This is a genomic window from Olsenella sp. KH1P3, assembly GCF_900167315.1.
Lineage (GTDB): Bacteria > Actinomycetota > Coriobacteriia > Coriobacteriales > Atopobiaceae > Olsenella_J > Olsenella_J umbonata_A.
Map to the genome: position 1 here is coordinate 515,313 of NZ_FUWQ01000001.1, position 25,633 is coordinate 540,945.

The following is a 25,633-nucleotide window of genomic DNA, read 5'->3' on the forward strand; positions in this document are numbered from 1 at the left end:
CGGGCGTCCCCTCGCATTGGAGGACGCCCCCCTGTGCCGCCACGTCTCTCTCGCCCGGCGCCCGCTGCGTGCCGGCGAGCGTAGACATATTCGACTTTTTCTCCCACGCGTCTCGCGCCCATGGCAGAATAGGGATGCCTAAGACACAAATGTTGATAAATCGGAGAATCGTCGATGGGCCTTCGCGAACTCATAGGGGAGAAGTCTCCCGACAGCATGCTCGTCCGCAGGGACGCCAGCGCACTCCTGCACGGCGCCGTGCGCGTCGAGTCGGAGCAGGGCGGCTGGTGCCGGCCGTGGCGCCTCTCGGCAGAGCAGATGCGCGCCCTCGGCAGCTGCCAGGCGTGGCACCCGGGGCTCTTCCGCCAGATGGGCCGCGCCACCTCGGGCATCTGCGTCGAGTTCACCACCGACTCCTCCGAGGTCGCCCTCGAGGTCAAGCCTGATGCGGAGCCTACGGGCACGCGCGCCGTCCTCGACTACGTCGACGGCAGGGGAGAGGGGCGCGCCCTCCCGCACGACGGGCTGTCCTGCGACGTGGACGGCCGTCACCTTGCAGCCCGCCTTCCCCGGGAGGGCGACGGCTACGTGGCCTTCGACCTCGACGATCCTGAAGCTGCCCCGCTCGGCGGCATCATGCAGCTTCCCGGCATGGGCGAGACGCACCACGTGCGCATCTGGCTTCCCTGTCTGAGGGGCTGTGCCGTGCGCTCCGTCGTGGGCAACGGGTCGACCATCGAACCCGTCGCCCAGAGGGAGCAGCTCCTGGTGCTGGGCGACTCCATCGCGCAGGGCTTCGTCTGCGACGACCCCGCGCTGGGCTGGCCGTCGCTGCTCGCGCAGAGGCTGGGGCTCGACCTGGTCAACCAGGGCATCGGCGGCCAGGTGTTCCAGCCCGGCTCGCTCTTCGGGCTCGCCCGCTCCATCAGCCCCGTCCGCATCGTGGTCGAGCTGGGTGCGAACTACCGCTACGAGCCCTGCCGCGAGCGCCTGGTCTCGCGTGACATCCGCAGCTACCTGCTGGAGCTCTCCCGCCTGTGGCCGGAGGTTCCCACCTACGTGCTCACGCCGCTCTGGCACGACGAGGCCGCCTATCCCTCGCACCGCCTGAGCTGCTACTCGAGCGTCGGCGTGTTCCTCAGCGCGCACACTGCGCCCCACGACCAGATGACGCTCGTCGACGGCGCGCGCCTGCTCGACCCCAAGTCCACGCTTATGGCCGACGGCTTCGAGCACCCGAACCCCGAAGGCTCGGCCCAGATTGCCGAGCGCCTATACCTATGCATGTGCGCGCACCGCGGCAGCGACGAGGGGCGGCGCGCCCGCGCGCTCGAGATCCTCGCTGGCGCGCCGCGAAGGGCGTTCCCCGCGCTCGAGCTCGCGCGCCGCGGCAAGGGTGACATCGTGCTGGCCCAGGACGGCTGCGTCCTCATGAGGGACGCCGGCGGCATGCAGCTGCTCTGGGCCGACGACCAGAAGGTGGGCGCGGCAGTGGTCAAGGCCCTGGTCGAGCCCGGCGTCGTCGACGTCCTCGAGCCCTCCCTCGTGCGCGAGGTCGAGCTCGCGCACGGGCTCACCAAGGTCGTCCCGTACCACCTTGCCCTCTGGGAGAAGAACGAGGCCGTCGCGCCCTCCCTGTTCGACCTGGCTCCGACGGCGCCCGCAGCCCCGGGTCCGCGCGCCAAGGCCTCCGGCAAGGCCCGGGTGAAGTTCGCACGGGACGAGGGCGTCCGCCGCGAGATCCGGCCCCTCGACCGCAGCTTCGCGACGGCCATCCGCGACCGCTACGAGAACTCCTCCTACCTGAGCGACGCCGACCTTTCTCGCATGCTCGACGAGGGGCGCTTCCTGGGCGCCTTCGAGCTGCGCAAGGGAGAGGGGGGAGAGGTTGTCGAGCTCGTGGGCTTCGTCGGCGAGCATGACGTCGGCTCCATTGGCATGCTTACGGTCTTTCCCGACCACCGCCGCCAGGGATGGGGCGAGGCGCTCGAGGTCGCCAAGATCAATCAGGTGCTCGACCGCGGAGACGTGCCCTGGTGCGAGGTCTATCCCGACCACCGGGCCTCCGTCAGGCTGCAGAAGAAGCTCGGCTTCAAGGTCACTCCCTCCAACGAGCAGTGCTTCCTCTCGGCGTCCGAGCCCGAGCCGCCGCGCGGGAGTGTGCCGACCTTCCTGATGGGCACCGCCCCGTCCGGGGGCTCCGCCCGCTAGCGCCGTCCCGACCGGGACGTGGGACCGCATCGGGGGCAAATCATCGTTGGGCCCGCCCCGTGCGCATTGTCCGCACGGGGCTTTTGCGTCCGCGCCATGGTGTAGGCTAGCGATGAAACACTTCGAGAAAGGCCTCACATGTCACAGAGCTTTGCCCCGCGCTCGGCCAATGAGCTCGCGCCCCACCTGACGGGCATGCTCACCCCCGAGTGCGACGAGCGCGTCCGCGCGCTGCGCAGCGAGGGTCGCATGAGCCCGTATGCCTGCAAGAATTCGGCGGTTATCCGCCGCGACGTCGCCGAGAGGGATCGCGACACCTCGATTCGCCCCGCCTTCGTCCGCGACTGCGAGAAGATCCTCCATACCCCCGCCTATAACCGTCTCAACGGAAAGACCCAGGTCTTCTCGTTCAGAGCCAACGATGACCTCACGCGCAGGGGACTTCACGAGCAGCTCGTCAGCCGCGTGGCGCGCGACATCGGGGCCGCGCTCGGCCTCAACCTCGACCTCATCGACGCCATCGCCCTGGGCCACGATGTGGGCCACACGCCCTTCGGCCACGCAGGCGAGCGCTTCCTCAACGACGTGTTCCACGAGCGCACCGGGCGCTGGTTCTTCCACAACGTCCAGTCCGTCCGCGCGCTCGACGTGCTCTACGGCCGCAACATCTCGCTCCAGACGCTCGACGGCATCATCTGCCACAACGGCGAGTTCGAGCAGCAGCGCTTCGAGACCAGCGGCCTCAACGACTTCGACACCTTCGACCGCGTGGTCGCCGGCTGTTGGGAGTCCGGCGCCGAGGCCATCAGGAGGCTCAGGCCGATGACGCTCGAGGGCTGCGTCGTCAGGATCTCCGACATCATCGCCTACGTCGGCAAGGACCGTCAGGACGCCATCCGGGCTCACCTGGTCGACGAGGACGCCTTCGACGACGGCCTGGGTGGGGCTTACAACGCCTGGGCGCTCTCGGCGTTCTCGGCCGACGTCGTCCAGAACAGCTTCGGCAAGCCGCGCATCGAGATGAGCGAGGAGGGCTTTGGCGAGCTCGCCCGCGCCAAGCGCGAGAACTACCAGAAGATCTACGGTTCTAGCGAGGTCGACGGTGACTTCTCGGGCCCCGTGCGCGAGCTCTTCTCGGCGTTGTACCAGAGCTCGCTCGACGACCTCCGGGAGGGTAGGGAGGAGGCCCCGGTCTTCCGTCACCACGTTCTGCCCGTCGAGCGCCACCTCTCGTACTACGGCCGTTCGTACGAGGTCGAGGACGACCCCGATCAGGTGGTCGTGGACTATATCGCCGCCATGAGCGACGATTACTTCGTCGCCGCCTGCGAGAGGCTTTTCCCCCAGGCGCGCGAAATCTTCCCGCAGCGCAGCTATTTCGGTTAGGAGCATCCATGGACACTCTTTTCTCTGAGGTAGAGCGCTACAAGCGCAAGCTCAACGCGCCGCTGGCCGTCCGCATGAGGCCTCGCACGCTCGAGGAGTACGTGGGACAGGAGAAGGCCGTGGGGCCCGGCTCGTGGCTGCGTCGCGCGATAGAGCACGACACGCTGTCGTCGGTCCTTCTCTATGGACCTGCGGGAACGGGCAAGACGACGCTCGCACGAATCATCGCCAACACCACCCACGCCGAGTTCGTCGAGGTTTCCGCCGTCACGGGAACCGTGAAGGACCTGCGGCAGGCCACCGAGGCCGCGGAGTCGCGCCTGCTCACCACGGGCCGGCGCACCATCCTGTTCGTGGACGAGATCCACCGCTTCAACCGCTCCCAGCAGGACGCGCTCCTGCATGCGGTCGAGGACCGCGTGGTCATCCTCGTGGGCGCCACGACCGAGAACCCGTACTTCGAGGTCAACCAGGCGCTCATCTCGCGCTCGCGCGTCGTCGAGCTGGGGCCTCTCGACGACGAGTCCATCCGCACGCTCGTGCGCCGCGCGCTGGGCGACGAGTTTGGCCTCGCCGGGCGCTTCGTGCTCGAGGACGACGCGCTCGAGGCCATCGTCACGCTCTCGGGCGGCGACGGCCGTGCCGCGCTCACCTCGCTCGAGCTCGCGAGCCAGATGGCCCTTCCCGTCGAGGGGGATTCCGACGCGACTGATGGTTCCGGGGAGGGAGAGGACGAGGCGAGTGCGCCCCTCACCATTACGGCCGAGCACGTCCTCGAGGCGAACCCGCGCCACGGGCTGGCCTACGACAAGTCGGGTGACATGCACTACGACATCATCTCGGCGTTCATCAAGTCCATGCGAGGAAGCGACCCCGACGCCACGCTGTACTGGCTCGCTCGCATGATCGACGCCGGCGAGGACCCAAAGTACATCGCCCGCCGCATCATGATTCACGCCTCCGAGGACGTGGGCAATGCCGACCCGCAGGCCCTGCTGGTCGCGGAGGCCGCGTTCAAGTCCGCCGAGGTGATTGGCTACCCGGAGTGCCGCATCAACCTTGCCCAGGCGGCGCTCTACATCGCGCTCGCCCCAAAGTCCCACGCCGCCGAGGCCGGCATCGACTCGGCCCTGGCCGAGGTCCGGAAGGGACCGCGCCGCGAGGTTCCCAGCTACCTGCGCGACCGCACGCGTCCGGGCTCCGAGGACTACGGCGAGTACCTCTATCCCCACGACTACCCCCTGGGCTGGGTCGAGCAGCGCTATCTGCCCGAGGGCCTCGAGCGCGGCGCGTTCTACAAGCCCAGTCCCCGTGGCTGGGAGTCTTGGAGGGTCGAGTCCACGGCGCGCGACCGTGCGGAGTTCGCCGACGCCGGCGGCGACGCGTCGGGCAAACCAGGCGCGAATGGGTAGAATGGCATACGTCACCTAGGCGCGGCGCCGCGTGCGCTGCGCCGACAACGTTTGAGAAGGGCAGAACTACGATGAATCTAGATCCGCTGACTATCCTTTTGATGGTGCTCGTCGTGGTCGCAGTTTGGGCCGTGGTTGAGCTCGCCCTCACCATTCGCAAGGCGCGCAGCTCGGTTGACGAGATCACGCGGACCGCAAACGACACCATCGAGCAGGTGCAGCCCATCATCTCGAAGCTCGACGGGGCCATGGACGACCTCCAGCCGGCCCTCAAGCAGGCCGACCCGCTCGTCGCCAAGGTCGACGTCGCCCTTGACGGGGCCAGCGTGAGCATCAGCCAGCTCAACGAGATTCTCGCCGACGTCTCCTCCGTCTCCGGCACCGCCGCGGGCGTGACCGAGACGGTGAGCCAGGTCGCGAGCTCGGCTGCGAGCTCCGTGAGCAACATGGTCAACAAGATCACCGGCAAGGAGCCGGCTGACGCGCAGCGCCAGATCGAGGGCGCGTCTGCCCCGCAGCTCGAGGGCAAGCCCAAGCACGCGGCCCCCGAGTCCCCCGCATACGTCACCTACGCCCCGGTCAAGGCCGAGGAGGAAACGAACGAGAAGGACGAGGACTAACAGCATGCAGAACCAGATCGTCAGCCTCAGCGTTCCGGCCGAGGCGAAGTACGCCCGGCTTGTCCGAATGACGGCCGCCAACCTCGGCGTCCTGTGCGGCCTCAGCGTCGACGACGTCGAGGACCTCAGGATGATCGCCGAGGAGGGCTTCGTCTACGGATGCTCCACGCGTCCCGAGTCCCTTGAGGTGTCATTTGCCATCGCCGACGGCGTCATCTCGATCGACCTGCCCCTGGGTGACGGGGAGGTCGACGAGGGCAGCGAGGACCTGAGCCTTGTCGAGCTCCTTCTCGGTGCCGTGTGCGACGAGTTCCTCGTGACCGACGAGGGAGTCCTTCACCTTACGAAGCAGATTGGCGATGTTCATGCCTAGCGAAGAGTCCGCAGTGGAAAAGTCGCCGCGCAGGCGCCTCTCCTCTCGGATGCCCAAGGGAAGGCTCGCCTGGGACAAGGACAGGACCAGGGAGCTCTTCAGGCGTTTCAAGGAGGAGGGCGACGAGGACGCACGCGAGCAGCTCATCATGAGCCACCTGAACCTCGTGCGCTTCCTTGCGTCAAAGTTCAAGAACAGGGGGGAACCCCTCGACGACCTCGTGCAGGTCGGCACGATCGGCCTGATCAAAGCCATCGACCGCTTCGACACCACGCGAGGCCTCGAGTTCACCACGTTTGCCACGCCCACCATCATGGGGGAGATCAAGCGTCACTTCCGCGACAAGGGCTGGTCCGTTCGCGTGCCGCGCCGCCTGCAGGAATTGTCCAGCAAGGTCAACCAGGTGACCGACGAGCTCACCAAGGACCTCCAGCGCTCTCCCTCCGTCGAGGAGATCGCCGAGGCCCTCGACTCCAACGTCGACGAGGTCCTCGAGGCCATGGAATCCTCGAGCGCATACAGCTCGGTCCCGCTCGAGGCGGGCGGCCAGGGCGACGACGAGGCCCCGTCGGTCATCGACCACTACGTGACCGAGGACGAGGACCTTGCGGCCTCCGATGACCGCATGGTCCTCGAGGAGACCATCAGGGACTTCTCCCCGCGCGAGCAGGAGATCATTCGCATGCGCTTCCTCGAGGGGATGACCCAGGTCGAGATCGCCAAGAAGCTCGGCATCTCCCAGGTCCAGGTCTCGAGGCTCCTGCGCAGGACGCTCCAGAAGGTCCAGGAAAAGATCGATCCCGACGGAATCATGGGAAAGTAGGGGCATGGACGAGAAGCGCGACCGCTCCGAGCGCACGGATAAGACCAAGTACCTGGCCATGCGCAGCTGGGCCCTCATCGGCGTCGCCGCCGTGTTCGTGCTCGTCGTCCTGGCCCTCGGGCTCATATGGCCGGCCGTTGAGCTCCTTCTCGTCGGCGTGCTGCTCGGCTTCATCTGCAGCCCCATCACCAACTGGCTCGACGACAGGGGAGTGGGCCGCGGGGTCGCGGCCCTCATCGCCCTTCTCGTCGTGCTCCTGGTGACCTCCGCCGTGGTCGTGCTCCTGGTGCCGCCCTTCGTCGCGCAGCTCGTCGAGGTGCTGCAGCTGGTGCCGAGTTACGTCACGCAGGCGCGCGACGCCATCAACGAGTTTTGGGCGAGCCTGGGCGACCTCCGCACCGCCGAGGTCCAGTACTTCGTCAACCAGGCAGTCGGGACCCTTTCCGACGTAGGCCTGCGGTCCGCGTCCCAGCTTGCCAAGACGCTCTCGGACGGCGTCATGACCAGCGCGGCGTCTTTCGTCAGCGGCCTTGTCACGTTCTCGCTGGGGGTCATCGTCGCCTACTGGCTCGCCAAGGACTATCCCGTCATAGTGCGCGAGCTCGTGACCATCGCCGGCCCTCAGAGGGGTGGCGACCTGTCGGTCCTGCTGGCCGTCATGAGCCGTTCGATGGGCGGCTACATGCGCGGCATCGTCATCACTTCGCTGGCCTGTGGGGCCCTCTCGTTCGTCGCGTTCGCCCTCATTGGCCATCCCTACGCCGGCCTCATGGCGATCGTGGCGCTGCTGCTGCACTTCATCCCCGTCATCGGCTCGTGGCTGGCCCTCGCCATCGCCTCGCTGCTGGCCCTCTTCGTGAGCCCCGTGCTCGCGCTCGAGACCCTCGTTGCCGCCCTTGTCATCCAGAACCTGACCGACAACGTGATCTCGCCCCTCGTCATGCAGTCGGCGGTCAAGGTCCACCCCGCGCTCTCCCTCGTCGGCCTCATCGTGGGCAACGCCCTCGGCGGCATCCTGGGAATGGCCATCGCGATTCCCATGACGGCGGCGCTGCGCAGCGTCTTCGTCTACTACTTTGAGTCCAAGAGCGGCCGCCAGCTCGTCTCCTACGACGGCGCGCTATTCAGGAGCACGCCGTTCCACGACGAACTGGGCAACGTCGAGCCGGTCTACGACGCGCTGGACGACGACAAGTTCTTCCAGAACACGCGTCTGGTCGACCCCTCCGACGCCAACCTGCACCCCGTCGCGGCCCAGAGGCCCGAGGGGGCGCATCCGAGCCTGGGCGAGACCCTGGTCCTTTCCCTGCACGACGTGGTGAGCAGAGGGGACCCCGACGACTAGGCCGCGCCGCGCACCCCGCATTATTTAATTGGAGAAGCTCGACTTATGGGCAATTGAGCTTACGCATGCACGCGGCCACACGTATGATGTTTAGCGCAAGTGCGCCATCAGGCAGACTACAAGGAGAATCATGAGCACGACTGACTACAAGACGATGACTACCGCGGAGATCCGCGCTGACTTCCTTCACTTCTTCGAGGAGAAGGGCTGCAAGCTCTACGCCTCGTCCTCCCTCATCCCCGAGGACCCATCCCTGCTTCTTGCCAACGCCGGCATGAACCAGTTCAAGGAGTACTACCAGGGTACCAAGACCATGAGGGAGATCGGCGCAACCTCCTGCCAGAAGTGCCTGCGCACCAACGACATCGACAACATCGGCGACGCGCGCCACCTCTCCTTCTTCGAGATGCTCGGCAACTTCTCCTTCGGCGGCTACAGCAAGGCCGACGCCATCGCCTGGGCGTACGAGTTCATCACGAGCCCCGAGCACCTCGGCCTGCCCAAGGACCGCCTGTACATGACGGTCTACGAGAACGACGACGAGGCTATCGAGCTGTGGCACAGCCACGGCGTCGAGTACGACCACATCTCCCGCCTGGGCGAGGAGGACAACTTCTGGGCAGCCGGCCCCACCGGCCCCTGCGGCCCCTGCTCCGAGATCTACTTCGACCAGGGCCCCGAGTTCGAGGGTGACGCCCCCGGCGACGACGGAGACCGATACCTCGAGTTCTGGAACCTCGTCTTCACGCAGTACGACCGCCAGGAGGACGGCTCCATGCCGGACCTCCCGCACCGCAACATCGACACCGGCATGGGTCTCGAGCGCATTGCGGCCATCATGCAGCACAAGGGCTCCAACTACGAGGGCGACGTCATGCGCTCCCTCATCTCCCTAGGCGAGAAGCTCTCGGGCGTCGAGTACCACGCCTCGAGCGACAGCACCGACAAGAGCCTTCGCATCCTGGCCGACCACTCCCGCGCGGTCACGTTCATGATTGGCGACGGCATCCTTCCCTCCAACGAGGGTCGCGGCTACGTCCTGCGCCGCCTGCTCCGTCGCGCCGTCTACCACGGACGCCTTCTGGGCATCCAGGGTGCCTTCCTGACCACCTACGCCCACGAGGTCACCGAGGTCCTGGGCGACCAGTACACCGCTCTGGTCGAGAACCAGTCCCTCATCGACGGCATCATTTCCGCGGAGGAGAGCCGCTTCGGCGCCACGCTCAACGCGGGCGAGAACATGCTCGATGCCGAGCTCGACAAGCTCGGCGAGGGCGCAACGCTCTCCGGCGAGGTCGCCTTCAAGCTCCACGACACCTACGGCTTCCCCATCGACCTGACGCGCGAGATCGCCGAGGCCGCCGGCCACTGCGTTGACATGGACGCCTTCGACCAGGCCATGACCGAGCAGAAGGAGCGTGCGCGTCAGAGCGCCAACCGCGACGCCTGGGGCAAGGCCAACAACGTGTGGGCGGCCCTCTCCGACAAGCTCGCCTCGACCGAGTTCTGCGGCTATGACTCCGACGACGTCGATGGCTGCAAGGTCGTCGCGCTGGTCGTCGACGGCGTCGAGGCCGAGCACGTTGAGGCCGGTCAGAAGGTCGAGGTCGTGCTCGACAAGACCAGCTTCTACGGCGAGATGGGTGGCCAGGTGGGCGACACCGGCACCCTCGCGGCCGACGGTGCCAAGCTCCGCGTGCTCGACGCCAAGATGCGCGAGGGCGGCTTCGTGGCCCATGAGGCAGAGGTCACCGAGGGCAGCCTCGCCCTCGGCGACGTCGTGAGCGCCTCGGTCGACCACGGCCGCCGCGAGCTCATCCGCCGCAACCACACCGCGACCCACCTGCTCGACGCCGCCCTCAAGGCCGTCCTGGGCGACCACGTCAAGCAGGCCGGCTCCCTGGTCACCTCCGAGCGCCTCCGCTTCGACTTCACGCACTTCGAGGCCGTCACGCCCGAGGAGGTCGCCCGCGTCGAGGGCATGGTCAACGCCCACATCTTCGCGGCCGAGCCCATCGTGACCAAGGTCATGGGCATCGAGGAGGCCAAGGCCTCCGGCGCGGTCGCCCTCTTCGGCGAGAAGTATGGTGACACCGTCCGCGTGGTCTCCACCGGCGACGGCGACGCGCCCTTCTCGCGCGAGCTCTGCGGTGGCACCCATGCCCGCAATACCGCCGAGCTCGGATTCTTCAAGATTGTCTCCGAGAGCTCCGTCGGCTCCAACGCCCGTCGCATCGAGGCCGTCACCGCCGCCGGCGCAATCCAGTACGTCGACGAGCGCCTCGCCCAGATGGACGAGGTCGCTGCGGCCCTCAAGTGCCGTCCGGCCGATGTGCTCGAGCGCGTCGAGCAGCTGAAGGACGAGAAGTCCGCTGTCGAGAAGAAGCTCAAGGCCGCAATGGTCGGCGGCTCCTCCAACCAGGTCGCCGACGCCGTCTCCGGCGCCGTCGACATGGGCTCCTACAAGCTGGTCGTCGCCAAGCTCCAAGGCATCGGCGGCAAGGACCTGCGCAACGTCTGGGACACCGTCCGTGACAAGATCCAGGACGAGTGCGCGGTCGTCATCGCGTCCGACGCTGACGGCAAGGTCGGCCTGCTTGCGGCAGCCACCGACGGCGCCGTGAGCGCGGGCTTCTCGGCCGGTTCCGTCATCAAGGAGATTTCCGGCCTGGTCGGTGGCCGTGGTGGCGGCAGGCCCAACATGGCCCAGGCCGGCGGACAGGACGCCTCCGGCATCGACGCCGCCCTCGACGCGGCCAAGAAGCTGCTGGGAGCCTAGTCCAGGTGAGGGCCCTTGCTCTTGACATAGGGGACGCGCGCATCGGGATCGCCGCGAGCGATCTGTCCGGCACGCTTGCGTCCCCGGTGAAGGTTCTGCCGGCGCAGGAGGTCCTCTCCTGCGCCCGCTCCTTTAGGTACATCGTCGAGGACTACGAGCCCGACGTGCTCGTCTGCGGCCGCCCAAAGACCCTCTCGGGCGAGGACGGCCCGCAGGCCCAGAAGGTTATGGAGCAGGGGCGCAAGATCGGAGAGACCCTCGGTCTTCCCGTCGAGTTCGTTGACGAGCGACTCTCGTCACAGGAGGCCAAGCGCATCCTGCGCGAGGAGGGATACAGCGAGAAGAGCATGCGAGGCCGGGTCGACATGATCGCGGCGTCGCTCTTCCTCCAGGCCTGGCTGGACGCTCACAAGGAGTAGGGGAGACGAATGGCTGACAAACCAACACGCAGGGCCGCGCACTTCGCGGGCGTGGCGCCCACCCCCAGGCGCGAGCACGCCACCGCCAAGGCCTCCAAGCCCGCGGGTGGCGCCAAGGGCGCCCCCGCCCGCAAGGCCGCGGGCAATCGTAAGGCCGCGGACGCCCGCAAGGAGCGCCGCCAGCCCGTATCGCGCACGGGTGCCCAGAAGCCACACGCGGCCAGGGGCGTCTCGTCCCACAGCGCGCGTACCACCTCCCGAACGAACCGCGGGCAGCGCGGCCAACAGCGTCGCTGCGGGCGCAGGTCGTGGCTTCCCCTCGCCGGCATCGCCCTTGTCCTTCTCGCCCTCTCTCTGGTCGTCTTCGTCCTGCCCCGCCTGGGACGGGAGCAGGACTCCGCCTCGTCGGGCGTGAGCCAGGGTGATTACGTGAGCGTCACCATCCCCGAGGGCTCGGGCGCCAACGCCATCGCCAAGATCCTGCTCGAGGCCGGCGTCATCGACGACAAGAAGGTCTTCCTCGAGGAGGTCGATTCCCAGCGGGCCGAGTCCAATATGAAGCCCGGCACGTACAAGCTCATGGCGGGCGGAAACATCTCGGGCATCGTGAGGCAGCTCTGCGAGGGTCCCAACTCCGACGAGGGCAGGCTCACCGTGGCAGAGGGGCTAACCGTCGCCAAGACCGCCGAGGCCGTCCAGAAGCAGCTGGGCATCAGTTCCGATGAGTTCCTGGCGCAGGCCAAGGCCTCCAACTACGTGGACGACTACCCGTTCCTCTCCGAGGCGCAGGACGACTCGCTCGAGGGCTTCCTGTACCCCAAGACCTACGACTTCAGCGGCAAGGACGTCTCGGCCGACTCTGTCATCCGGGCCATGCTCGACCAGTACAAGGCTGAGGTCCACTCCCTCAACATGAGCGATGCCGCGGCCTCGCTCAGCAGTAGCTACGGCGTGACCGTGAGCGACTACGACGTGCTCAAGGTGGCGTCGATCATCGAGCGCGAAGCCGTCACCAGCGACGACCGCCCGCTCGTCTCGTCGGTCATCTACAACCGCCTCAAGGCGGACATGAGCCTCCAGAGCGACGCGACCATGGGCTACGTCACCGGCGGAGACGTGACGGCCGACGACCTCAAGGTCGACAGTCCCTACAACACCTATCTGCACAAGGGGCTCACTCCAACGCCCATCTGCAGCCCGAGCCTCGACTCGATCCAGGCGGCCCTGGCGCCGAGTCCGACCAACTACTACTACTTCCTCATCATCGAGAACGGCTCCTACTCCAACCACACGTTCTCCGAGACGTACGATCAGCATCAGGAGGCCATCGCCAAGGCGCAGGCCGACCAGGGGGTCTAAATGGGACTGTTTGACGCGTGGCGATACTTCGAGAGCATTGACCAGATTCCCATCGAAGACCTCGTCAGGGGAGAAGTGCGCTGCGTCCTCCTGGACCGCGACAACACCTGCGTCCCTCGCGACGCCAAGGTCGCGCCGCCCGAGATCGCTCGCTGGCTCGAGGACGTGCGCGCCCGGGGCATCAAGACCTGCATCGTTTCGAACAACTTCCACTCGAGCCAGGTCGAGCGCTCCGCCCGCGAGCTGGGCTGCGAGGTCGTCCACCATGCGATGAAGCCCGCCCCCTTCGCGGTGAGACGCGCACTAGAGCTCGAGCGCTGCGACGCCGCGCACGCGATTCTCGTGGGCGATCAGGTGTTCACTGACGTCGTGGCCGGAAACGCCGCCGGTGTCCGCACGGTACTGGTGAGGCCCCAGTCGAGGCGCGACCTCTGGTACACCCACATCATGAGGCTTGGCGAGAACCTCGTCCTGAGGGGGAAGACCTACGAGGGCATCCCTCGCGCATAGCGGTCCCGTGTCCTTCTGCCGTTGATGGTAGAATTTGGGCGAACACTCGATTGTCTGTACGGAGTCTTTGCTCATGAACACTGCAACGCCAGGGTACGTGGTCCACGAGGGCTGCGACCATATCTTCTTTGTCGGCTTTCTCGGGGCGGGAAAGTCGACCCTCGCGCGTAACCTCGGGGGACTGTTCAATCGCGACTTCGTCGACACGGATCGCATGGTGGAGCGCATCATGGGCAAGACCGTGTGCGAGGTCTTCGAGCAGGACGGCGAGGAGGCGTTTCGCAGGGGCGAGGCGCAGGCCCTGCGCAAGCTCAGGGATCGAAAGTCTCTCCTAGTGAGCTGTGGTGGCGGCATCGTCGAGGGTGCGGAGAGCTGCACCCTGATGCACGAGATGGGCACCGTGGTCTTCCTGGACGGCGACGTCGAGGACTCCCTGCGGCAGATCCAGCACCCTGAGCTTAGACCCGACTTCGTTTCGGCCGACTGCGCGCGTCGCCTCTACGCGTACCGCAGGCCGCTCTACGAGCGCGAGTGCGACCTTTCCATTGATATCAGGGGCAAGTCGTTTGACCAAGTTATGACCGAGGCAGGGCAGCTGCTTTGGGAGAAGGGACTTCTATGAGCGAGGAAGAGGGCCTCGAGGCGCAGGTCACGAGGCAGTGGGTTTCGGCGCCGGGCGGATCATGCGACGTCCGCATGGGACACGGAGTGGTGGAGACCTGCGGGTCGATCCTGCGCACGGCAGTCGGCAAGCCGCGCGTGGCCGCGCTCCTGTGCGAGGATGGCGTCTCCGACGAGCGTCGCGAGCTGCTCCGCCGGGAGCTGACTGACGCGGGCTTCGCGGTCGAGGCGCGCCTGCTCGCGGCGGGTGCCAACGCCAGGACGCTCGACTTCGTCTCCGAGCTCATGGTTTGGTTGGGCGAGAAGGGCGTTACTTCCGACGACCTCGTCGTGGCCATCGGAGGCGTCGACAGCCTCAGCTGCGCGGCCCAGGCCTGCTCTCTGTGGTGCGCCGGCGTGCCCCTCGCCGCCATCCCCGTCGACCTCGACGCCATGGTGGAGGTGGCCGTCACGCCGCGCGGCATCGCTGTTGGGGAAAGCGACGACATGGCACGCTCCAACGCATTCTGCCGCTACCTGCTCTGCGATCCCGACCTCATGGAGTGCGGCCTCTCGGACGAGCGCACGCGACTTGCGCTCGCGCTCATGGCCTCCTCTGCCACGGCTGAGAACGAGAAGTCCTTCTCGCGTCTCTGGGACAGGGCGCCCGAGATCATGGAGGGCGACGTCGACGTCCTGATGGAGCAGGCGGTCGACACGCTCAAGACCCGTGGGCGCCTTGTCTCGTCGACCGCGCTTGCGGTCAAGCAGTCAGTCACCTACGGCCGCGACTTTGTGCGTGGCCTTAGGCCCTTGCTTGACGACGGCGTCAGCGTCGCCGACCTGATGGCCGAGGGCCTGCGGTTCGCCGCGCGCCTCTCGTGCGGCATGGGGAAGCTCTCGGTGGATGACGTCCTTACTCAGGACGAGCTCCTCGACAGGCTCGGCTTCGGCTTCGTGGAGGCCTCCGTCGAGCCCGAGCGGGTCATCAAGTCGCTCAAGGGCGACCAGTTCAAGCGCTCGAACCGATTCTTCGTCGCGGTGCCTCAGGCCATCGGCCGCGTGCGCCTCGCGTCTGCAGACGATGAACTTTTGAATGAGCACGTCTCTGCATGGTGTGAGGCCCACCGCGCGGACTAACCTATATGAGGCTCAATACGACCTAGAGAATCGAGGTATTTAGACATGGCTGATGCTGCAGCTTGCGCGGCTCGCGTCGAGAGGTTCCGCTCCCTCATGGAGGAGAGGGGCTACGACGCCGCCATCCTGAGGAACAACCCTGACCTTCGCTGGCTCACTGGAGCCGAGTGCACCTTCGACGACGAGGTGGCCCACACGGCGTTCATCACCAGGGACGGGCTCTGGCTCCACACCGATTCCCGCTACTTCGGCACCTTCGTCGACCGCCTTGGCGAGAATACGCCCTGGAAGCTTGACATGGAGATCGTTGACCCCGCCTCCTGGGCGGCCGAGCGCGTCAGCAAGACGCGCTCTCGCGTCGTCGCCATCGAGGACACCATGGACCTTGCCTTCTTCGACGCCCTGGGCGTCGAGCTCGCAAAGGGCTCGGTCGCCTGCCTCCTCCCGCGCATGCATGGCGACATCGCGTCGCTTCGCATCGTCAAGGACTCCGAAGAGATCGAGCTGATGCGCCACGCGCAGACCATCACCGACGCAGCCTTCGAGCACATCTGCGGCTTCATCAAGCCGGGCGTGACCGAGATGGAGATCAAAGTCGAGCTCGAGAACTACATGTTCCAGCACGGTGCTGACTCGCTTGCCTTCGGCACCATCATCGCGAGCGGCCCCAACGGCGCCAACCCCCATGCGCAGCCTGGCGAGCGCAAGGTCCAGAAGGGCGACATGATCGTCATGGACTACGGCGCGGGCTATCACGACTACCGCTCGGACATGACCAGGACCGTCTGCCTTGGCGAGCCGACTGAGGAGCAGCGCAAGGTCTATGAGATTGTCCGCGGCGTCAACGAGGCCTGCGCCAAGGCCGCCGTTCCCGGCTGCAAGGGCAAGGACATCCACAACCTTGCTGTTCGCCTCATCACCGAGGCAGGCTACGGCGACTACTTCAAGCATGGCCTGGGTCACGGCGTCGGCCTCGAGATCCACGAGAAGCCCTTCTTCGGCCGCAACTATGACAGGGAGATTCCCGTGGGCGCCGTCATCACCGACGAGCCCGGCATCTACCTGCCCGGCAACTTCGGCGTTCGCCTCGAGGACTTCGGCGTCATGGGGGAGGACGGCTATCACCCCTTCACGCAGTCGTCCCACGAGCTGAGGGTGATTCCCTGCTAGTCCACGATTTAGAACAAGTAGTATCGGCTGTTTTGTCAAATGCCTAATCGGTCGGCGCTTGCCGGCCGATTTTTCATGTTCCGATCGTCCTGGAGATGTCGACTAGCGCTTGGGCGCGAAAGGTGACCAAAGAAAAACAAAATATGACCAAAGCGAAACGAATTGGTAAGCACTTTGACAGAGTTATCGGTGCGCCCGTTTCAGGAAATGGCTGTCAAAACTAGCGAAATGACGCAAACAATCAGTATGAATTCGCAGGTAGAACACTGATATGTAGGAAATGGCGAGATGATGTGTAGCATTTATCGGCAAATGGGCCTATAATTTAGAACCTGTGGAGCAACGATGAAGGAACTGCGCAGACGGCGTGAACGTCATTCATCACACCACGGTTCTGTAAGAAGCAGAAGGATGCAAAGGAGGAAGTTGGATGGTCAATATTGTCCTTGCTAGCCACGGTAAATTCGCCGAGGGCATCATGGAATCGGGCAGCATGATCTTCGGACCGCAGGAAAACGTTGCGGCCGTCGTTCTGACGCCTGACATGGGTCCCGACGACATGCACCAGAAGCTGCTTGACGCGATCGCCACCTTCGATGATCAGGAGCACACCCTGTTCCTGGTCGACCTGTGGGGAGGTACTCCCTTCAACCAGGTCTCCCGCCTCATCAGCGAAGAGGGGCATGACGACTGGGTAGCCATCACCGGCCTCAGCCTTCCCATGCTCGTCACCGCCTACGGCTCCCGCATGGGCGCCGACACGGCGAGGGCTGTTATGGAGGAGGTCTACCCCGAGGCACGCGCTGGCGTGAAGGTGAAGCCCGAAGAGCTTCAGCCCGCCGACGCCGCCGCACCCGCAGCTGCCGCAACTGCCGCAGCACCCGTTGGCGCCATTCCCGAGGGCACCGTTCTCGGCGATGGCCACATCAAGTATGCGTACGTCCGTATCGACACCCGTCTTCTCCATGGTCAGGTCGCGACCGCATGGACCAAGCAGGTCTCGCCGGATCGTATTCTCGTCGTCTCCGACGGCGTCTCCCACGACGAGCTCCGCAAGAACATGATCGTTCAGGCGGCTCCTCCTGGAGTCAAGGTCCACGTCATCCCCATCGCCAAGCTCGTCGAGGTTGACAAGGACCCGCGCTTTGGCGCGACGAAGGCCATGGTTCTCTTTGAGAATCCTCAGGACCTCCTGCGTGCAGAGGAGGGTGGCGTCGAGTTCGACAAGGTCTGCATCGGCTCCATGGCTCACTCTGCCGGCAAGACTGTCATCAACCAGGCCATCGCCTGCGACGAGGAGGACGTCAAGACCCTCGAGGCGATTCGTGCCAAGGGCACTGACTTCTATGTCCAGAAGGTCCCGTCCGATCACGTCGACGACATCTGGGCCCTTCTCAAAGAAAAGAACATGGCCTAAAGGCCTCGATAGAAAGAAGGAGGGAATTCATGTCGGCACTTACGATTCTTCTGATCGTTATCGTTGCTTTCCTTGCTGGTATGGAAGGCATTCTCGACGAGTTCCAGTTCCATCAGCCGCTTGTTGCCTGCACCCTTATCGGTCTGGTCAGCGGCCATCCGCAGGAGGGCATCATCCTCGGCGGCTCCCTTCAGATGATCGCCCTCGGCTGGGCGAACATCGGCGCCGCCGTCGCCCCTGACGCGGCTCTCGCGTCCGTGGCCTCCGCAATCCTCATGGTCATCGCTCTCGACGGTGGCGCTACCGACACCGTCGCCGCGATCAACACCTCAATCGCCGTGGCAGTTCCTCTGTCCGTCGCGGGCCTGTTCCTGACCATGATCTGCCGTACCATCGCAATCCCGATGGTCCACGCCATGGATGCCGCCGCCTCCAAGGCTGACTTCCGCGGCATCGAGGTCTGGCAGGTTCTCGCGATCTGCCTCCAGGGCGTCCGCATCGCCATCCCGGCTGCGGCCCTCTGCTTCATCCCTGCCGAGTCGGTCACCGCAGTCCTGAACTCGATGCCCGCATGGCTCTCCGGCGGCATGGCCGTCGGCGGCGGCATGGTCGCTGCAGTCGGTTACGCAATGGTCATCAACATGATGGCCACCAAGGAGACCTGGCCGTTCTTCGTCCTCGGCTTCGTCCTGGCTGCCCTCTCTGAGCTCACGCTCATCGCCCTCGGCGCCATTGGCATCTCCCTCGCCCTCATCTACCTCGGTCTCAAGGAGCTTGCGACCGCAGGCGGCGGCGCTGCCGGCTCCGGCGACCCGCTGGGCGACATCCTGAATGACTACGAGTAGGAAGGGGAGTGAACACAATGGCAGAAGAGAAGATCACTCTTTCTAAGAAGGATCGTCAGGCGGTCGCTTGGCGCCACCAGTTCCTGCAGGGCTCTTGGAACTACGAGCGTATGCAGAACGGCGGTTGGTGCTATGCCATGGTCCCCGCCATCAAGAAGCTCTACTCCACCAAGGAGGAGCAGGCTGCTGCTCTCGAGCGTCACATGGAGTTCTACAACACGCACCCGTACGTGTCCGCCCCCGTCATCGGCGTCACCCTCGCACTCGAGGAGGATCGCGCCAACGGCGAGAAGATCGACGATGCCGCCATTCAGGGCGTCAAGGTCGGTATGATGGGTCCGCTCGCCGGCGTCGGCGACCCCGTCTTCTGGTTCACCATCCGCCCAATCCTCGGTGCGCTCGGCGCGTCCATGGCCCTCTCGGGCAACATCCTCGGCCCTATCCTGTTCTTCGTCCTTTGGAACGTCATCCGCATGGCCTTCCTCTGGTACACGCAGGAGTTTGGCTACAGGGTCGGAACCGAGATCACCAAGGACCTCTCCGGCGGCCTGCTGGGCAAGATCACCGAGGGTGCCTCCATCCTTGGTATGTTCATCATTGGCTCGCTGGTCGAGCGCTGGGTCTCGATTTCCTTCACCCCGGTCGTCTCCACCGTCACGCAGTCCGAGGGTGCCTACATCGACTGGTCCAGCCTTCCCAGCGGCACCGAGGGCATCAAGAGCGCCCTCGAGCAGTATGCCTCCTTGGGTGCCAACGGCTTGAACGTCGAGAAGGTCACCACGCTCCAGCAGAACCTCGACGCCCTGATTCCGGGTCTTGCCGCAGTCGCTCTCACGCTTCTGTGCTGCAAGCTCCTGAAGAAGAAGGTTTCCCCGATCGCCATCATCCTCGCGCTCTTCGCGGTTGGCATCATCGGTCGTCTCCTCAACTTCATGTAAGGAGTCGTGCGCTGGCAGCTTCTGGCCTGCCGTGCTAGACGCATCTGGTCGCGCCCTGTACGCTTGAAAGTGCATCCGCACCCTCAACGTCGGGGCGCGACCTTTCTGATTGGATCCGAGGAGTTTTCGCATCATGGCAATCTCAATGAACAACAGCGTCGACATGACCATCAAGGCGACGTCGTTTCACGGTCTCACGAGCTACGGCGACATGATGGTCGGCAACAAGGCCGTGGAGTTCTACAACGAGCGCAACCCTGAGGACTACATCCAGATTCCCTGGGAGGAGATCGACCACGTGGCCGCCTCGGTCATGTTCGGCGGCGCCCGCATCGCCCGCTTTGCGATCTTCACCAAGCAAAACGGGCACTTCTCGTTCTCCACGAGGGACAACAAGAAGATCCTGCGAGCCATGAGGGAGTACGTCCCCGAGGACAGACTCGTGAAGTCTCCCACTTTCTTTCAGGTACTCGGCCTGGGCGTGAAGCGTCTTCTACACCTTGGGGCGTAGCACCTTCCGCGTGCCCTGCCCCGACAACGCCCTGCCTTGCTGCCCCGACTCAGCCGGGGCTTTTTTCGTGCGTGCCCATGGCAATGCAGCGGCCGAGCTGTTGCCTCTGTGAATCCGAGCCACGGCGCATTGCATTTGCGTGCGCATGGCTATAATTCTTCTCTGTATGTGATTTTTGCATCCGTGTTTTCGCGGACGTTATCGAGAAAGCGAGCTTTCAGTGGCATCTCTGAGCATCAACGACCTCAAGGTCGGCCTCGGCGTCAACATCAAGGGCAAGGACTGTGTCATCCTCGAGGCACAGCATGTCAAGCCTGGCAAGGGCAACACCTACGTTCGCACCAAGTACCGTGACATCCGCACCGGTCGCGTGAACGAGGAGAACTTCCAGCAGTCTGCCAAGTTCGAGAGCGTCAACATGCAGACGCGCGAGATGCAGTACCTCTACGCTGACGGCGAGACCTACTGGTTCATGGACATGAACACCTACGAGCAGATTCCCGTCGAGGACTCCCTCATCGGCGAGAACGACAAGTTCCTGAAGGAGAACGACGTCTGCCTTCTCCAGTATGCCAACGACGTTCTCTACGCGGTCCAGCCGCCCACCTTCATCGAGGTCGAGATCACCGAGACCGATCCCGGCTTCAAGGGCGACACCGTCCAGGGCGGCACCAAGCCCGCGACCATCGAGACCGGTGCCACCATCCAGGTTCCCATGTACCTGAACCAGGGCGAGATCATCAAGGTCGATACGCGTGACGGCAAGTTCGTCTCCCGCGTCTAGGGACTGGCACATTGACTGCAGGGGCCCGCGAGCGCAGCTGCGTTGGCGGGCCCCTTCGTGCCAAAGGCGACAGTGATGACGCCCCTCTCCCAAAGGCTATACTTGAGCACGAAGACCTGCGGCCGGCTTGGCCTCAGGTCGGGTTACTTCGAAAGGACCTTCACATGAGCGAAAGCGAGCTCTTCATAGCGGGAATCGGCGTCTCCAAGAGCGTCGTCTCTACCATCGTCACCCTTGCGGCCGAGAAGGTCGAGGGCGTCGTCCGCGTCGGCGGCAACGACATCGCCTCCAATCTCGTGTCCGTATTCACGAGTCGTGCGGTTCCGCCCGAGGCAACCGTCGAGTCCGAGGTGGTCGACGGCGAGCTTAAGGTCGCCGTCCATCTTGCCGTGTTCTACGGCTATCCGTTCACCAAGCTTGCGGCGTCCGTTCGCGCCGCCATCGCGACCGCGATTCGCGAGCAGGTTGGCGTCGAGGTCGGCTCGGTGGACATCTGCATCGATTCACTCGTTTTCCCCAAGGAGTAGAGGGCAGTGTCTGATACAACTCACTTCGGCGGGCGCACCCTTGCCCGCAGCCAGGCCCTTCAGGTTCTCTTCCAGGCCGAGGCAACCAACAGGACCGTCTTCGAGGTTCTCGAGGGCGACTACGCGCTCTCGCAGGGCCCGCTTGACCCGTTCGGCGAGATGCTTGCCCGCGGTACCGACGACATGCGAAGCGACCTCGACGCCATCATCGCAGAGCACTCCGTCAACTGGAGCGTCTCGCGCATGCCGAAGGTCGACCGCAACCTGCTGAGGCTCGCCCTCTACGAGATGCTCGAGGTCGACGAGGTCGCCATCCCCATCACCATCGACGAGTCCGTCGAGCTCGCCAAGGCCTACGGCTCTGACGAGTCCTCCCGCTTCATCAACGGCCTCCTGGGCAAGGTGGCCCGCAAGCTCGAGGCCGGAGACGACGTCGTGGCGGAGGCCCGCGAGGCCGTCCGCGTCCGTGACGACCTCAAGGCCGCGGCCCAGCAGCCGAACGATGACTACGAGTACGCCGGCTCCGAAGAGCCCGACGACGGAGAGCAGGACGGCGAGTAGCGATGGCAAAGCCCAACATCGCGCAGTACAAGACGTTTGACGATATCACTGGCCGCCTGGACCAGATCGTCGACGCGGTACGCGACAAGGAGACCTCGCTCGAGCGCTCGCTGGACCTTTTTGATGAGGCCATCGCGCTGGGGTCTAAGGCCGTTGACATGGTCGACACCACCGACTTCACCCCCGAGGAGGAGGCGCACCTGCGCGAGAAGGAGTCCGCCAAGGCCGAAGCCGAGAAGGGCGATGCGCCTTCCGCCTCAGACGGCTCCGACGACGAGGGGGCAGACGAGGCTCCTGTTGCTTCCCAGGGGGGCGAGGAGGCGTAGCGTGGCCAGGCCCAAGAAACATAGACTGGATGAGGAGCTCGTTTCACGCGGGCTCTTTTCCTCTCGCGACGACGCGATGCGAGCCGTGCTTGCCGGTGAGGTTTCGACCTCGGGCCGCAGGATGGAGAGCCCGGGCGAGCAGGTAAGGCCCGGGATCGAGCTTCACGTAAAGGGGCGCCTGCCATACGTGGGGCGTGGTGGCCTCAAGCTCGAGCGCGGCCTCGACTCGTTCGGCGTCGACCCCACGGGGATGTCCTGCCTCGACGTGGGCTGCTCCACCGGGGGCTTTACCGACTGCCTGCTCAAGCGCGGCGCGGCATCCGTCCTGTCGGTCGACGTGGGCTACGCGCAGTTCGACTGGAGCCTGCGCGAGGACCCGCGCGTCGACCTGCGCGAGCGAACCAACATGGTCGACCTGCCCGACGACGACAATCGCTCGACCATCGACCTTGCGGTCTGCGACGTCTCGTTCACCTCGGTCAAGACCGTGCTTCCGGCCGTCGTCGAGCTGCTGCGCGGCAACGGGCAGTTCCTCACCCTGGTCAAGCCTCAGTTCGAGGCTGCCCGCGACGAGGTGGGCGAGGGCGGCGTGGTGAGCGATCCCGCCGTCCACCTGCGCGCGCTCGAGGACGTGGCACTTGCCTTTGAGTCAAGGGGCCTTGGGGTGCTGGGCGCGTGCCAAAGCCCCATTCACGGGCACAAGGGCAATGTCGAGTTCCTGCTCCTGGGTCAGCGCGGCTCCAGGGCAGACCGCGCCCTGGACTATCGGTCAGTCGTGGCCGACGGTGCGGTTGAGCTCGCCGGCGCGCTCTAGGCACTTCTTCGAGAAATACTTGCGCAAGCCTGCCGCGTCGTTCGGCGCCGCGGCACGCCCGCGAGCGTCCCTCCCACCCGGTCGGGTGCTACACTCGATGGGACTATCTGACTTCATCGGGGGAGGGCGGCGTGAAGGTACTTCTGGTTCCCAACTATTCTCGCGAGGACGCGGTCGAGAGCGCGCGGTCCTTGTCACGGTGGCTTGAGGACGAGCGCGTCGAGGTCCAGTGGGCCCACGACAAGAAGCTCTTCCCCAACAAGGTCGTGGACACGACCGGCGTCGGTCTTGTCGTCTCCTTCGGCGGGGACGGCACGCTCCTGCGTGCCGCCAGGATCGTGGGCTACAACGAGATTCCCGTCATCGGCATCTCCTACGGGCACCTGGGCTTTCTGACGAGCGGTGGCCCCATGGACGTCAAGTACCTCGTCGCCGAGGCCCTCTCGGGCAACCTTCACGCCTCGAGGCGAGCCACCCTGGACGTCTCGGTCGATCTGGAAGACGAGCTCGGCAACATCAGGACCGAGCGCCGCTTTGCCCTGAACGACCTCTCGCTCACGCATGGCATCAAGGGCGACATGATCGTCTTCGACGTGTCCGTCTCGGGCCACCACATCGACACCCTCCGCGCCGACGGCTTCGTGGTCTCGACCGCCACGGGCTCGACGGGCTACGCTCTCTCGGCCGGCGGCCCCATCGTTTCTCCTGACTACGGAGGCATGGTCTGCGTTCCCGTCGCCCCGCACACGATCCTGGCGCGCGCGTTTCTGACCTCGCCCTCTGACGTCGTCGAGATTGCGATCAACCCCGAGCGCAAGTCCGAGCGGCTCTTCTTTGCCGATGGCCAGCTCGTGGGAGGGGAGGGGCTCGTCGCCCAGCGCGCGACCGTGCGCCGCGGCCCAGGTGACCTCATCCTTCTTGACCGCAACTCCAAGAGCTTCTATCAGTCCGTTTCTCGTGTCTTCTACGGAAGGGCCGGAGAGTAGCAACGCATGATTGACGAACTTCACGTACAGGACGTCGCGCTCATCCGCGAGGCGTCCATCATCCCCGCGCGCGGCCTTACGGTGCTGACCGGAGAGACCGGAACCGGAAAGTCCGCGCTCCTCTCGTCCGTCAAGCTGCTGATGGGAGAGCGCGCCGACGCCTCTGCCGTGCGTGAGGGGGCAGACGCCCTGTGCGTGGAGGGTCGGTTCTTCGAGCCTGGGGGAGATCCCGACGGGACCGTCGTGCGTCGTCGCGTGGAGGCCGCGGGTCGCGGACGCGTCGAGGTTGACGGGCACATGGCATCAGTGCGCGAGCTCGCCGAGGGGCCGGGAGCGACCATCGACCTGTGCGGCCAGCACGAGCACCAGCGTCTGCTGCAGGGCTCGACTCACGTCCAGATGCTGGACGCCTGGGTGGGCGATGCCGCCCAGGAGGCACTCAAGGCATACCGGAACGCCCTCGACGCCGCCCGCGATGCGCAGAGCGAGCTCGAGCGGAAGGTGGAGATGAGCCGCTCGGCCGGCGAGAGGCTCGAGGAGGCGGAGTTCGTCCTCAGGCGCATCGACGAGGTCGGGCCTGCGGAGGGCGAGTACGAGGAGCTCGAGCAGACGCTTCCCAAGGCGGAGCACGCCGAGTCGCTCATGCGCTCGGCCACTGAGGCGCGCGAGGCCATGTCCGGCGACGGGGGCGCGGAGGACGTCCTGTCCTCCGTCGTCTCGGACCTCAGGGGAGCCGCGCGAAACGACGAGCGCCTGGGCGCGCTGGCAGACCGCGTCGAGAGCTCGCTCATCGACCTGGAGGACGTCTCGGCGGAGCTTCGCGACTACGCCGAGGCGATGGACTTCGACGGCGACAGGCTCGCTCAGATGCAGGAGAGGATGGGCGAGCTGCAGGGGCTCCTGCGCAGCTATGGCCCGCGCATGCAGGACGTGCTCGAGAGGCGCGCCAAGGCAGCAGAGCTCATGAGTGCGGCCCACGACGGCGACGCGGTCGTGCGTGCTGCGCAGGAAGCGCTCGACGCCGCCGAGGCCGAGCTGCGCGCGAGGGCCGACGAGCTCGACGCCGTCAGGCGAGAGGCCGCCCCCAAGCTTGCCGCCGCCATTACCGACCAGATGGCGTTCCTCCAGATGGGCTCCGCCTCGCTTGAGCTCGGCTTCGAGCGGCTCGACCGCGCCCAGTGGACGAGCGCCGGCCCCAGCAGGGTCGAGATGACCTATCGTCCCGCCGCGGGCCTGAGCGCAAGGCCCCTCAGGCGCATCGCGTCGGGCGGCGAAGTCTCTCGCGTGATGCTCGCGTGCAAGGTCGTGCTGGGCGACGCCGACGGCACCGACACCCTGGTGTTCGATGAGGTCGACGCCGGCGTGGGAGGTGCGACGGCCGTGGCACTGGCGCAGGTCCTCGCGCGGCTCGCGCAGACGCACCAGGTCATCGTCGTCACGCACTTGGCCCAGGTGGCCGTGGTCGCGCAGAAGCACTACCTGGTGAGCAAGCGCGGCGACGAAGTGCCCGAGACAACGATCGAGGAGATCGGGGGAGAGGAGCGCGTGGCCGAGATAGCCCGCATGCTCTCGGGCGACCAGACGCAGGCCTCCCTTGACCATGCCCGCGAGATGCTCTCGGGGGCATCCCCCACCAGCTAGCGTGGCGGCGGGTCCTCCTTGCCCCGCCTTTGTGCCGTCGTGTGGAGCCGGTCGCCAGTTGACCACTGGCGTGTGTTCAAGCCATTTTTTTCTAAAACTTTCGCGCTGAGAAAAAACCGGGGCGCCCTTGGGTTGT

25 protein-coding genes are annotated in these 25,633 nt (G+C 65.5%); all 25 read left to right on the forward strand.

Translation table 11 applies throughout. The features are described 5' to 3' along the window. Positions 1-174: 174 nt before the first annotated feature. Complete coding sequence (locus B5D13_RS02155) at positions 175-2,211, forward strand: GNAT family N-acetyltransferase (RefSeq protein WP_078686664.1); 2,037 nt, start codon at positions 175-177, stop codon at positions 2,209-2,211. 138 nt (positions 2,212-2,349) lie between these two features. Beyond that, positions 2,350-3,597, forward strand: coding sequence for a deoxyguanosinetriphosphate triphosphohydrolase family protein (locus B5D13_RS02160; protein ID WP_078686665.1), 1,248 nt, complete (start codon positions 2,350-2,352; stop codon positions 3,595-3,597). An 8-nt stretch (positions 3,598-3,605) separates the two neighbouring features. Next, the gene (locus tag B5D13_RS02165; RefSeq protein WP_078686666.1) at positions 3,606-5,009 is read left to right on the forward strand and encodes a replication-associated recombination protein A; all 1,404 of its coding nucleotides are present in this window, start codon (positions 3,606-3,608) and stop codon (positions 5,007-5,009) included. 71 nt (positions 5,010-5,080) lie between these two features. After that, positions 5,081-5,629 (forward strand): DUF948 domain-containing protein, encoded by a 549-nt coding sequence (locus B5D13_RS02170; protein ID WP_143327735.1) that lies wholly within the window; start codon positions 5,081-5,083, stop codon positions 5,627-5,629. 4 nt (positions 5,630-5,633) lie between these two features. Continuing rightward, the gene (locus B5D13_RS02175) at positions 5,634-6,002 is read left to right on the forward strand and encodes an ATP-binding protein (RefSeq protein ID WP_078686669.1); all 369 of its coding nucleotides are present in this window, start codon (positions 5,634-5,636) and stop codon (positions 6,000-6,002) included. Next, on the forward strand, positions 5,995-6,825 hold the full coding sequence (locus tag B5D13_RS02180; RefSeq protein ID WP_078686748.1) for a SigB/SigF/SigG family RNA polymerase sigma factor: 831 nt from the start codon (positions 5,995-5,997) through the stop codon (positions 6,823-6,825). Before B5D13_RS02175 ends, B5D13_RS02180 begins: the two co-directional genes overlap by 8 nt. Positions 6,826-6,829: 4 nt before the next feature. After that, positions 6,830-8,170, forward strand: a complete 1,341-nt coding sequence (locus B5D13_RS02185; RefSeq protein WP_078686671.1) for an AI-2E family transporter — start codon at positions 6,830-6,832, stop codon at positions 8,168-8,170. A gap of 130 nt (positions 8,171-8,300) precedes the next feature. Next, a complete protein-coding gene (gene alaS, locus B5D13_RS02190) occupies positions 8,301-10,949 on the forward strand; it encodes an alanine--tRNA ligase (protein ID WP_078686672.1) in 2,649 nt (882 codons plus the stop codon). A 5-nt stretch (positions 10,950-10,954) separates the two neighbouring features. Next, positions 10,955-11,368, forward strand: a complete 414-nt coding sequence (ruvX, locus tag B5D13_RS02195) for a Holliday junction resolvase RuvX (RefSeq protein WP_078686673.1) — start codon at positions 10,955-10,957, stop codon at positions 11,366-11,368. A 9-nt stretch (positions 11,369-11,377) separates the two neighbouring features. Then, a complete protein-coding gene (mltG, locus tag B5D13_RS02200; protein WP_078686674.1) occupies positions 11,378-12,727 on the forward strand; it encodes an endolytic transglycosylase MltG in 1,350 nt (449 codons plus the stop codon). Next, positions 12,728-13,237, forward strand: coding sequence for a YqeG family HAD IIIA-type phosphatase (locus B5D13_RS02205; RefSeq protein ID WP_078686675.1), 510 nt, complete (start codon positions 12,728-12,730; stop codon positions 13,235-13,237). Between the two features lie 73 nt (positions 13,238-13,310). Next, entirely contained in the window at positions 13,311-13,859 is a 549-nt protein-coding gene (locus B5D13_RS02210) for a shikimate kinase (protein WP_078686676.1), read from the forward strand. After that, on the forward strand, positions 13,856-14,977 hold the full coding sequence (locus B5D13_RS02215) for a dehydroquinate synthase/iron-containing alcohol dehydrogenase family protein (protein WP_078686677.1): 1,122 nt from the start codon (positions 13,856-13,858) through the stop codon (positions 14,975-14,977). The genes B5D13_RS02210 and B5D13_RS02215 overlap by 4 nt, the downstream gene beginning before the upstream one ends. 45 nt (positions 14,978-15,022) lie before the next feature. After that, positions 15,023-16,147: a M24 family metallopeptidase gene (locus tag B5D13_RS02220; protein WP_078686678.1), complete on the forward strand. Its 1,125-nt coding sequence runs from the start codon at positions 15,023-15,025 to the stop codon at positions 16,145-16,147. 430 nt (positions 16,148-16,577) lie between these two features. Continuing rightward, entirely contained in the window at positions 16,578-17,564 is a 987-nt protein-coding gene (locus tag B5D13_RS02225) for a PTS sugar transporter subunit IIB (protein ID WP_078686679.1), read from the forward strand. Between the two features lie 29 nt (positions 17,565-17,593). Further along, positions 17,594-18,409: a PTS mannose/fructose/sorbose transporter subunit IIC gene (locus tag B5D13_RS02230; RefSeq protein WP_078686680.1), complete on the forward strand. Its 816-nt coding sequence runs from the start codon at positions 17,594-17,596 to the stop codon at positions 18,407-18,409. 17 nt (positions 18,410-18,426) lie between these two features. Then, the gene (locus B5D13_RS02235; RefSeq protein WP_078686681.1) at positions 18,427-19,347 is read left to right on the forward strand and encodes a PTS system mannose/fructose/sorbose family transporter subunit IID; all 921 of its coding nucleotides are present in this window, start codon (positions 18,427-18,429) and stop codon (positions 19,345-19,347) included. A gap of 133 nt (positions 19,348-19,480) precedes the next feature. After that, positions 19,481-19,858: a DUF956 family protein gene (locus B5D13_RS02240; protein ID WP_078686682.1), complete on the forward strand. Its 378-nt coding sequence runs from the start codon at positions 19,481-19,483 to the stop codon at positions 19,856-19,858. Between the two features lie 220 nt (positions 19,859-20,078). After that, the gene (gene efp, locus B5D13_RS02245) at positions 20,079-20,642 is read left to right on the forward strand and encodes an elongation factor P (protein WP_078686683.1); all 564 of its coding nucleotides are present in this window, start codon (positions 20,079-20,081) and stop codon (positions 20,640-20,642) included. Between the two features lie 164 nt (positions 20,643-20,806). Continuing rightward, positions 20,807-21,169 (forward strand): Asp23/Gls24 family envelope stress response protein, encoded by a 363-nt coding sequence (locus B5D13_RS02250; RefSeq protein ID WP_078686684.1) that lies wholly within the window; start codon positions 20,807-20,809, stop codon positions 21,167-21,169. A gap of 6 nt (positions 21,170-21,175) precedes the next feature. Beyond that, the gene (nusB, locus tag B5D13_RS02255; protein WP_078686685.1) at positions 21,176-21,730 is read left to right on the forward strand and encodes a transcription antitermination factor NusB; all 555 of its coding nucleotides are present in this window, start codon (positions 21,176-21,178) and stop codon (positions 21,728-21,730) included. A 2-nt stretch (positions 21,731-21,732) separates the two neighbouring features. Further along, positions 21,733-22,056 carry an exodeoxyribonuclease VII small subunit gene (locus B5D13_RS02260; protein ID WP_078686686.1) on the forward strand — a complete coding sequence of 108 codons (324 nt, stop codon included), beginning with the start codon at positions 21,733-21,735 and terminating at the stop codon, positions 22,054-22,056. 1 nt (position 22,057) lies between these two features. Next, on the forward strand, positions 22,058-22,870 hold the full coding sequence (locus tag B5D13_RS02265; protein ID WP_234970629.1) for a TlyA family RNA methyltransferase: 813 nt from the start codon (positions 22,058-22,060) through the stop codon (positions 22,868-22,870). Between the two features lie 131 nt (positions 22,871-23,001). After that, the gene (locus B5D13_RS02270; protein WP_078686688.1) at positions 23,002-23,856 is read left to right on the forward strand and encodes an NAD(+)/NADH kinase; all 855 of its coding nucleotides are present in this window, start codon (positions 23,002-23,004) and stop codon (positions 23,854-23,856) included. Positions 23,857-23,862: 6 nt separating this feature from the next. After that, positions 23,863-25,497: a DNA repair protein RecN gene (locus tag B5D13_RS02275; RefSeq protein WP_078686689.1), complete on the forward strand. Its 1,635-nt coding sequence runs from the start codon at positions 23,863-23,865 to the stop codon at positions 25,495-25,497. The last annotated feature ends 136 nt before the right edge of the window (positions 25,498-25,633 follow it).

What these genes read in the sequence shown, in the direction of transcription:
- B5D13_RS02235 (WP_078686681.1), top strand. Translation starts at nt 18,427, where the DNA reads ATGGCAGAAGAGAAGATCACTCTTTCTAAGAAGGATCGTCAGGCGGTC.
- B5D13_RS02260 (WP_078686686.1), top strand. Translation starts at nt 21,733, where the DNA reads ATGGCAAAGCCCAACATCGCGCAGTACAAGACGTTTGACGATATCACT.
- B5D13_RS02220 (WP_078686678.1), top strand. Translation starts at nt 15,023, where the DNA reads ATGGCTGATGCTGCAGCTTGCGCGGCTCGCGTCGAGAGGTTCCGCTCC.
- B5D13_RS02175 (WP_078686669.1), top strand. Translation starts at nt 5,634, where the DNA reads ATGCAGAACCAGATCGTCAGCCTCAGCGTTCCGGCCGAGGCGAAGTAC.
- B5D13_RS02275 (WP_078686689.1), top strand. Translation starts at nt 23,863, where the DNA reads ATGATTGACGAACTTCACGTACAGGACGTCGCGCTCATCCGCGAGGCG.
- B5D13_RS02250 (WP_078686684.1), top strand. Translation starts at nt 20,807, where the DNA reads ATGAGCGAAAGCGAGCTCTTCATAGCGGGAATCGGCGTCTCCAAGAGC.
- B5D13_RS02170 (WP_143327735.1), top strand. Translation starts at nt 5,081, where the DNA reads ATGAATCTAGATCCGCTGACTATCCTTTTGATGGTGCTCGTCGTGGTC.
- alaS (WP_078686672.1), top strand. Translation starts at nt 8,301, where the DNA reads ATGAGCACGACTGACTACAAGACGATGACTACCGCGGAGATCCGCGCT.
- B5D13_RS02165 (WP_078686666.1), top strand. Translation starts at nt 3,606, where the DNA reads ATGGACACTCTTTTCTCTGAGGTAGAGCGCTACAAGCGCAAGCTCAAC.
- B5D13_RS02210 (WP_078686676.1), top strand. Translation starts at nt 13,311, where the DNA reads ATGAACACTGCAACGCCAGGGTACGTGGTCCACGAGGGCTGCGACCAT.
- B5D13_RS02185 (WP_078686671.1), top strand. Translation starts at nt 6,830, where the DNA reads ATGGACGAGAAGCGCGACCGCTCCGAGCGCACGGATAAGACCAAGTAC.
- B5D13_RS02160 (WP_078686665.1), top strand. Translation starts at nt 2,350, where the DNA reads ATGTCACAGAGCTTTGCCCCGCGCTCGGCCAATGAGCTCGCGCCCCAC.
- B5D13_RS02240 (WP_078686682.1), top strand. Translation starts at nt 19,481, where the DNA reads ATGGCAATCTCAATGAACAACAGCGTCGACATGACCATCAAGGCGACG.
- B5D13_RS02215 (WP_078686677.1), top strand. Translation starts at nt 13,856, where the DNA reads ATGAGCGAGGAAGAGGGCCTCGAGGCGCAGGTCACGAGGCAGTGGGTT.
- B5D13_RS02230 (WP_078686680.1), top strand. Translation starts at nt 17,594, where the DNA reads ATGTCGGCACTTACGATTCTTCTGATCGTTATCGTTGCTTTCCTTGCT.
- B5D13_RS02205 (WP_078686675.1), top strand. Translation starts at nt 12,728, where the DNA reads ATGGGACTGTTTGACGCGTGGCGATACTTCGAGAGCATTGACCAGATT.
- B5D13_RS02180 (WP_078686748.1), top strand. Translation starts at nt 5,995, where the DNA reads ATGCCTAGCGAAGAGTCCGCAGTGGAAAAGTCGCCGCGCAGGCGCCTC.
- B5D13_RS02225 (WP_078686679.1), top strand. Translation starts at nt 16,578, where the DNA reads ATGGTCAATATTGTCCTTGCTAGCCACGGTAAATTCGCCGAGGGCATC.
- mltG (WP_078686674.1), top strand. Translation starts at nt 11,378, where the DNA reads ATGGCTGACAAACCAACACGCAGGGCCGCGCACTTCGCGGGCGTGGCG.
- B5D13_RS02155 (WP_078686664.1), top strand. Translation starts at nt 175, where the DNA reads ATGGGCCTTCGCGAACTCATAGGGGAGAAGTCTCCCGACAGCATGCTC.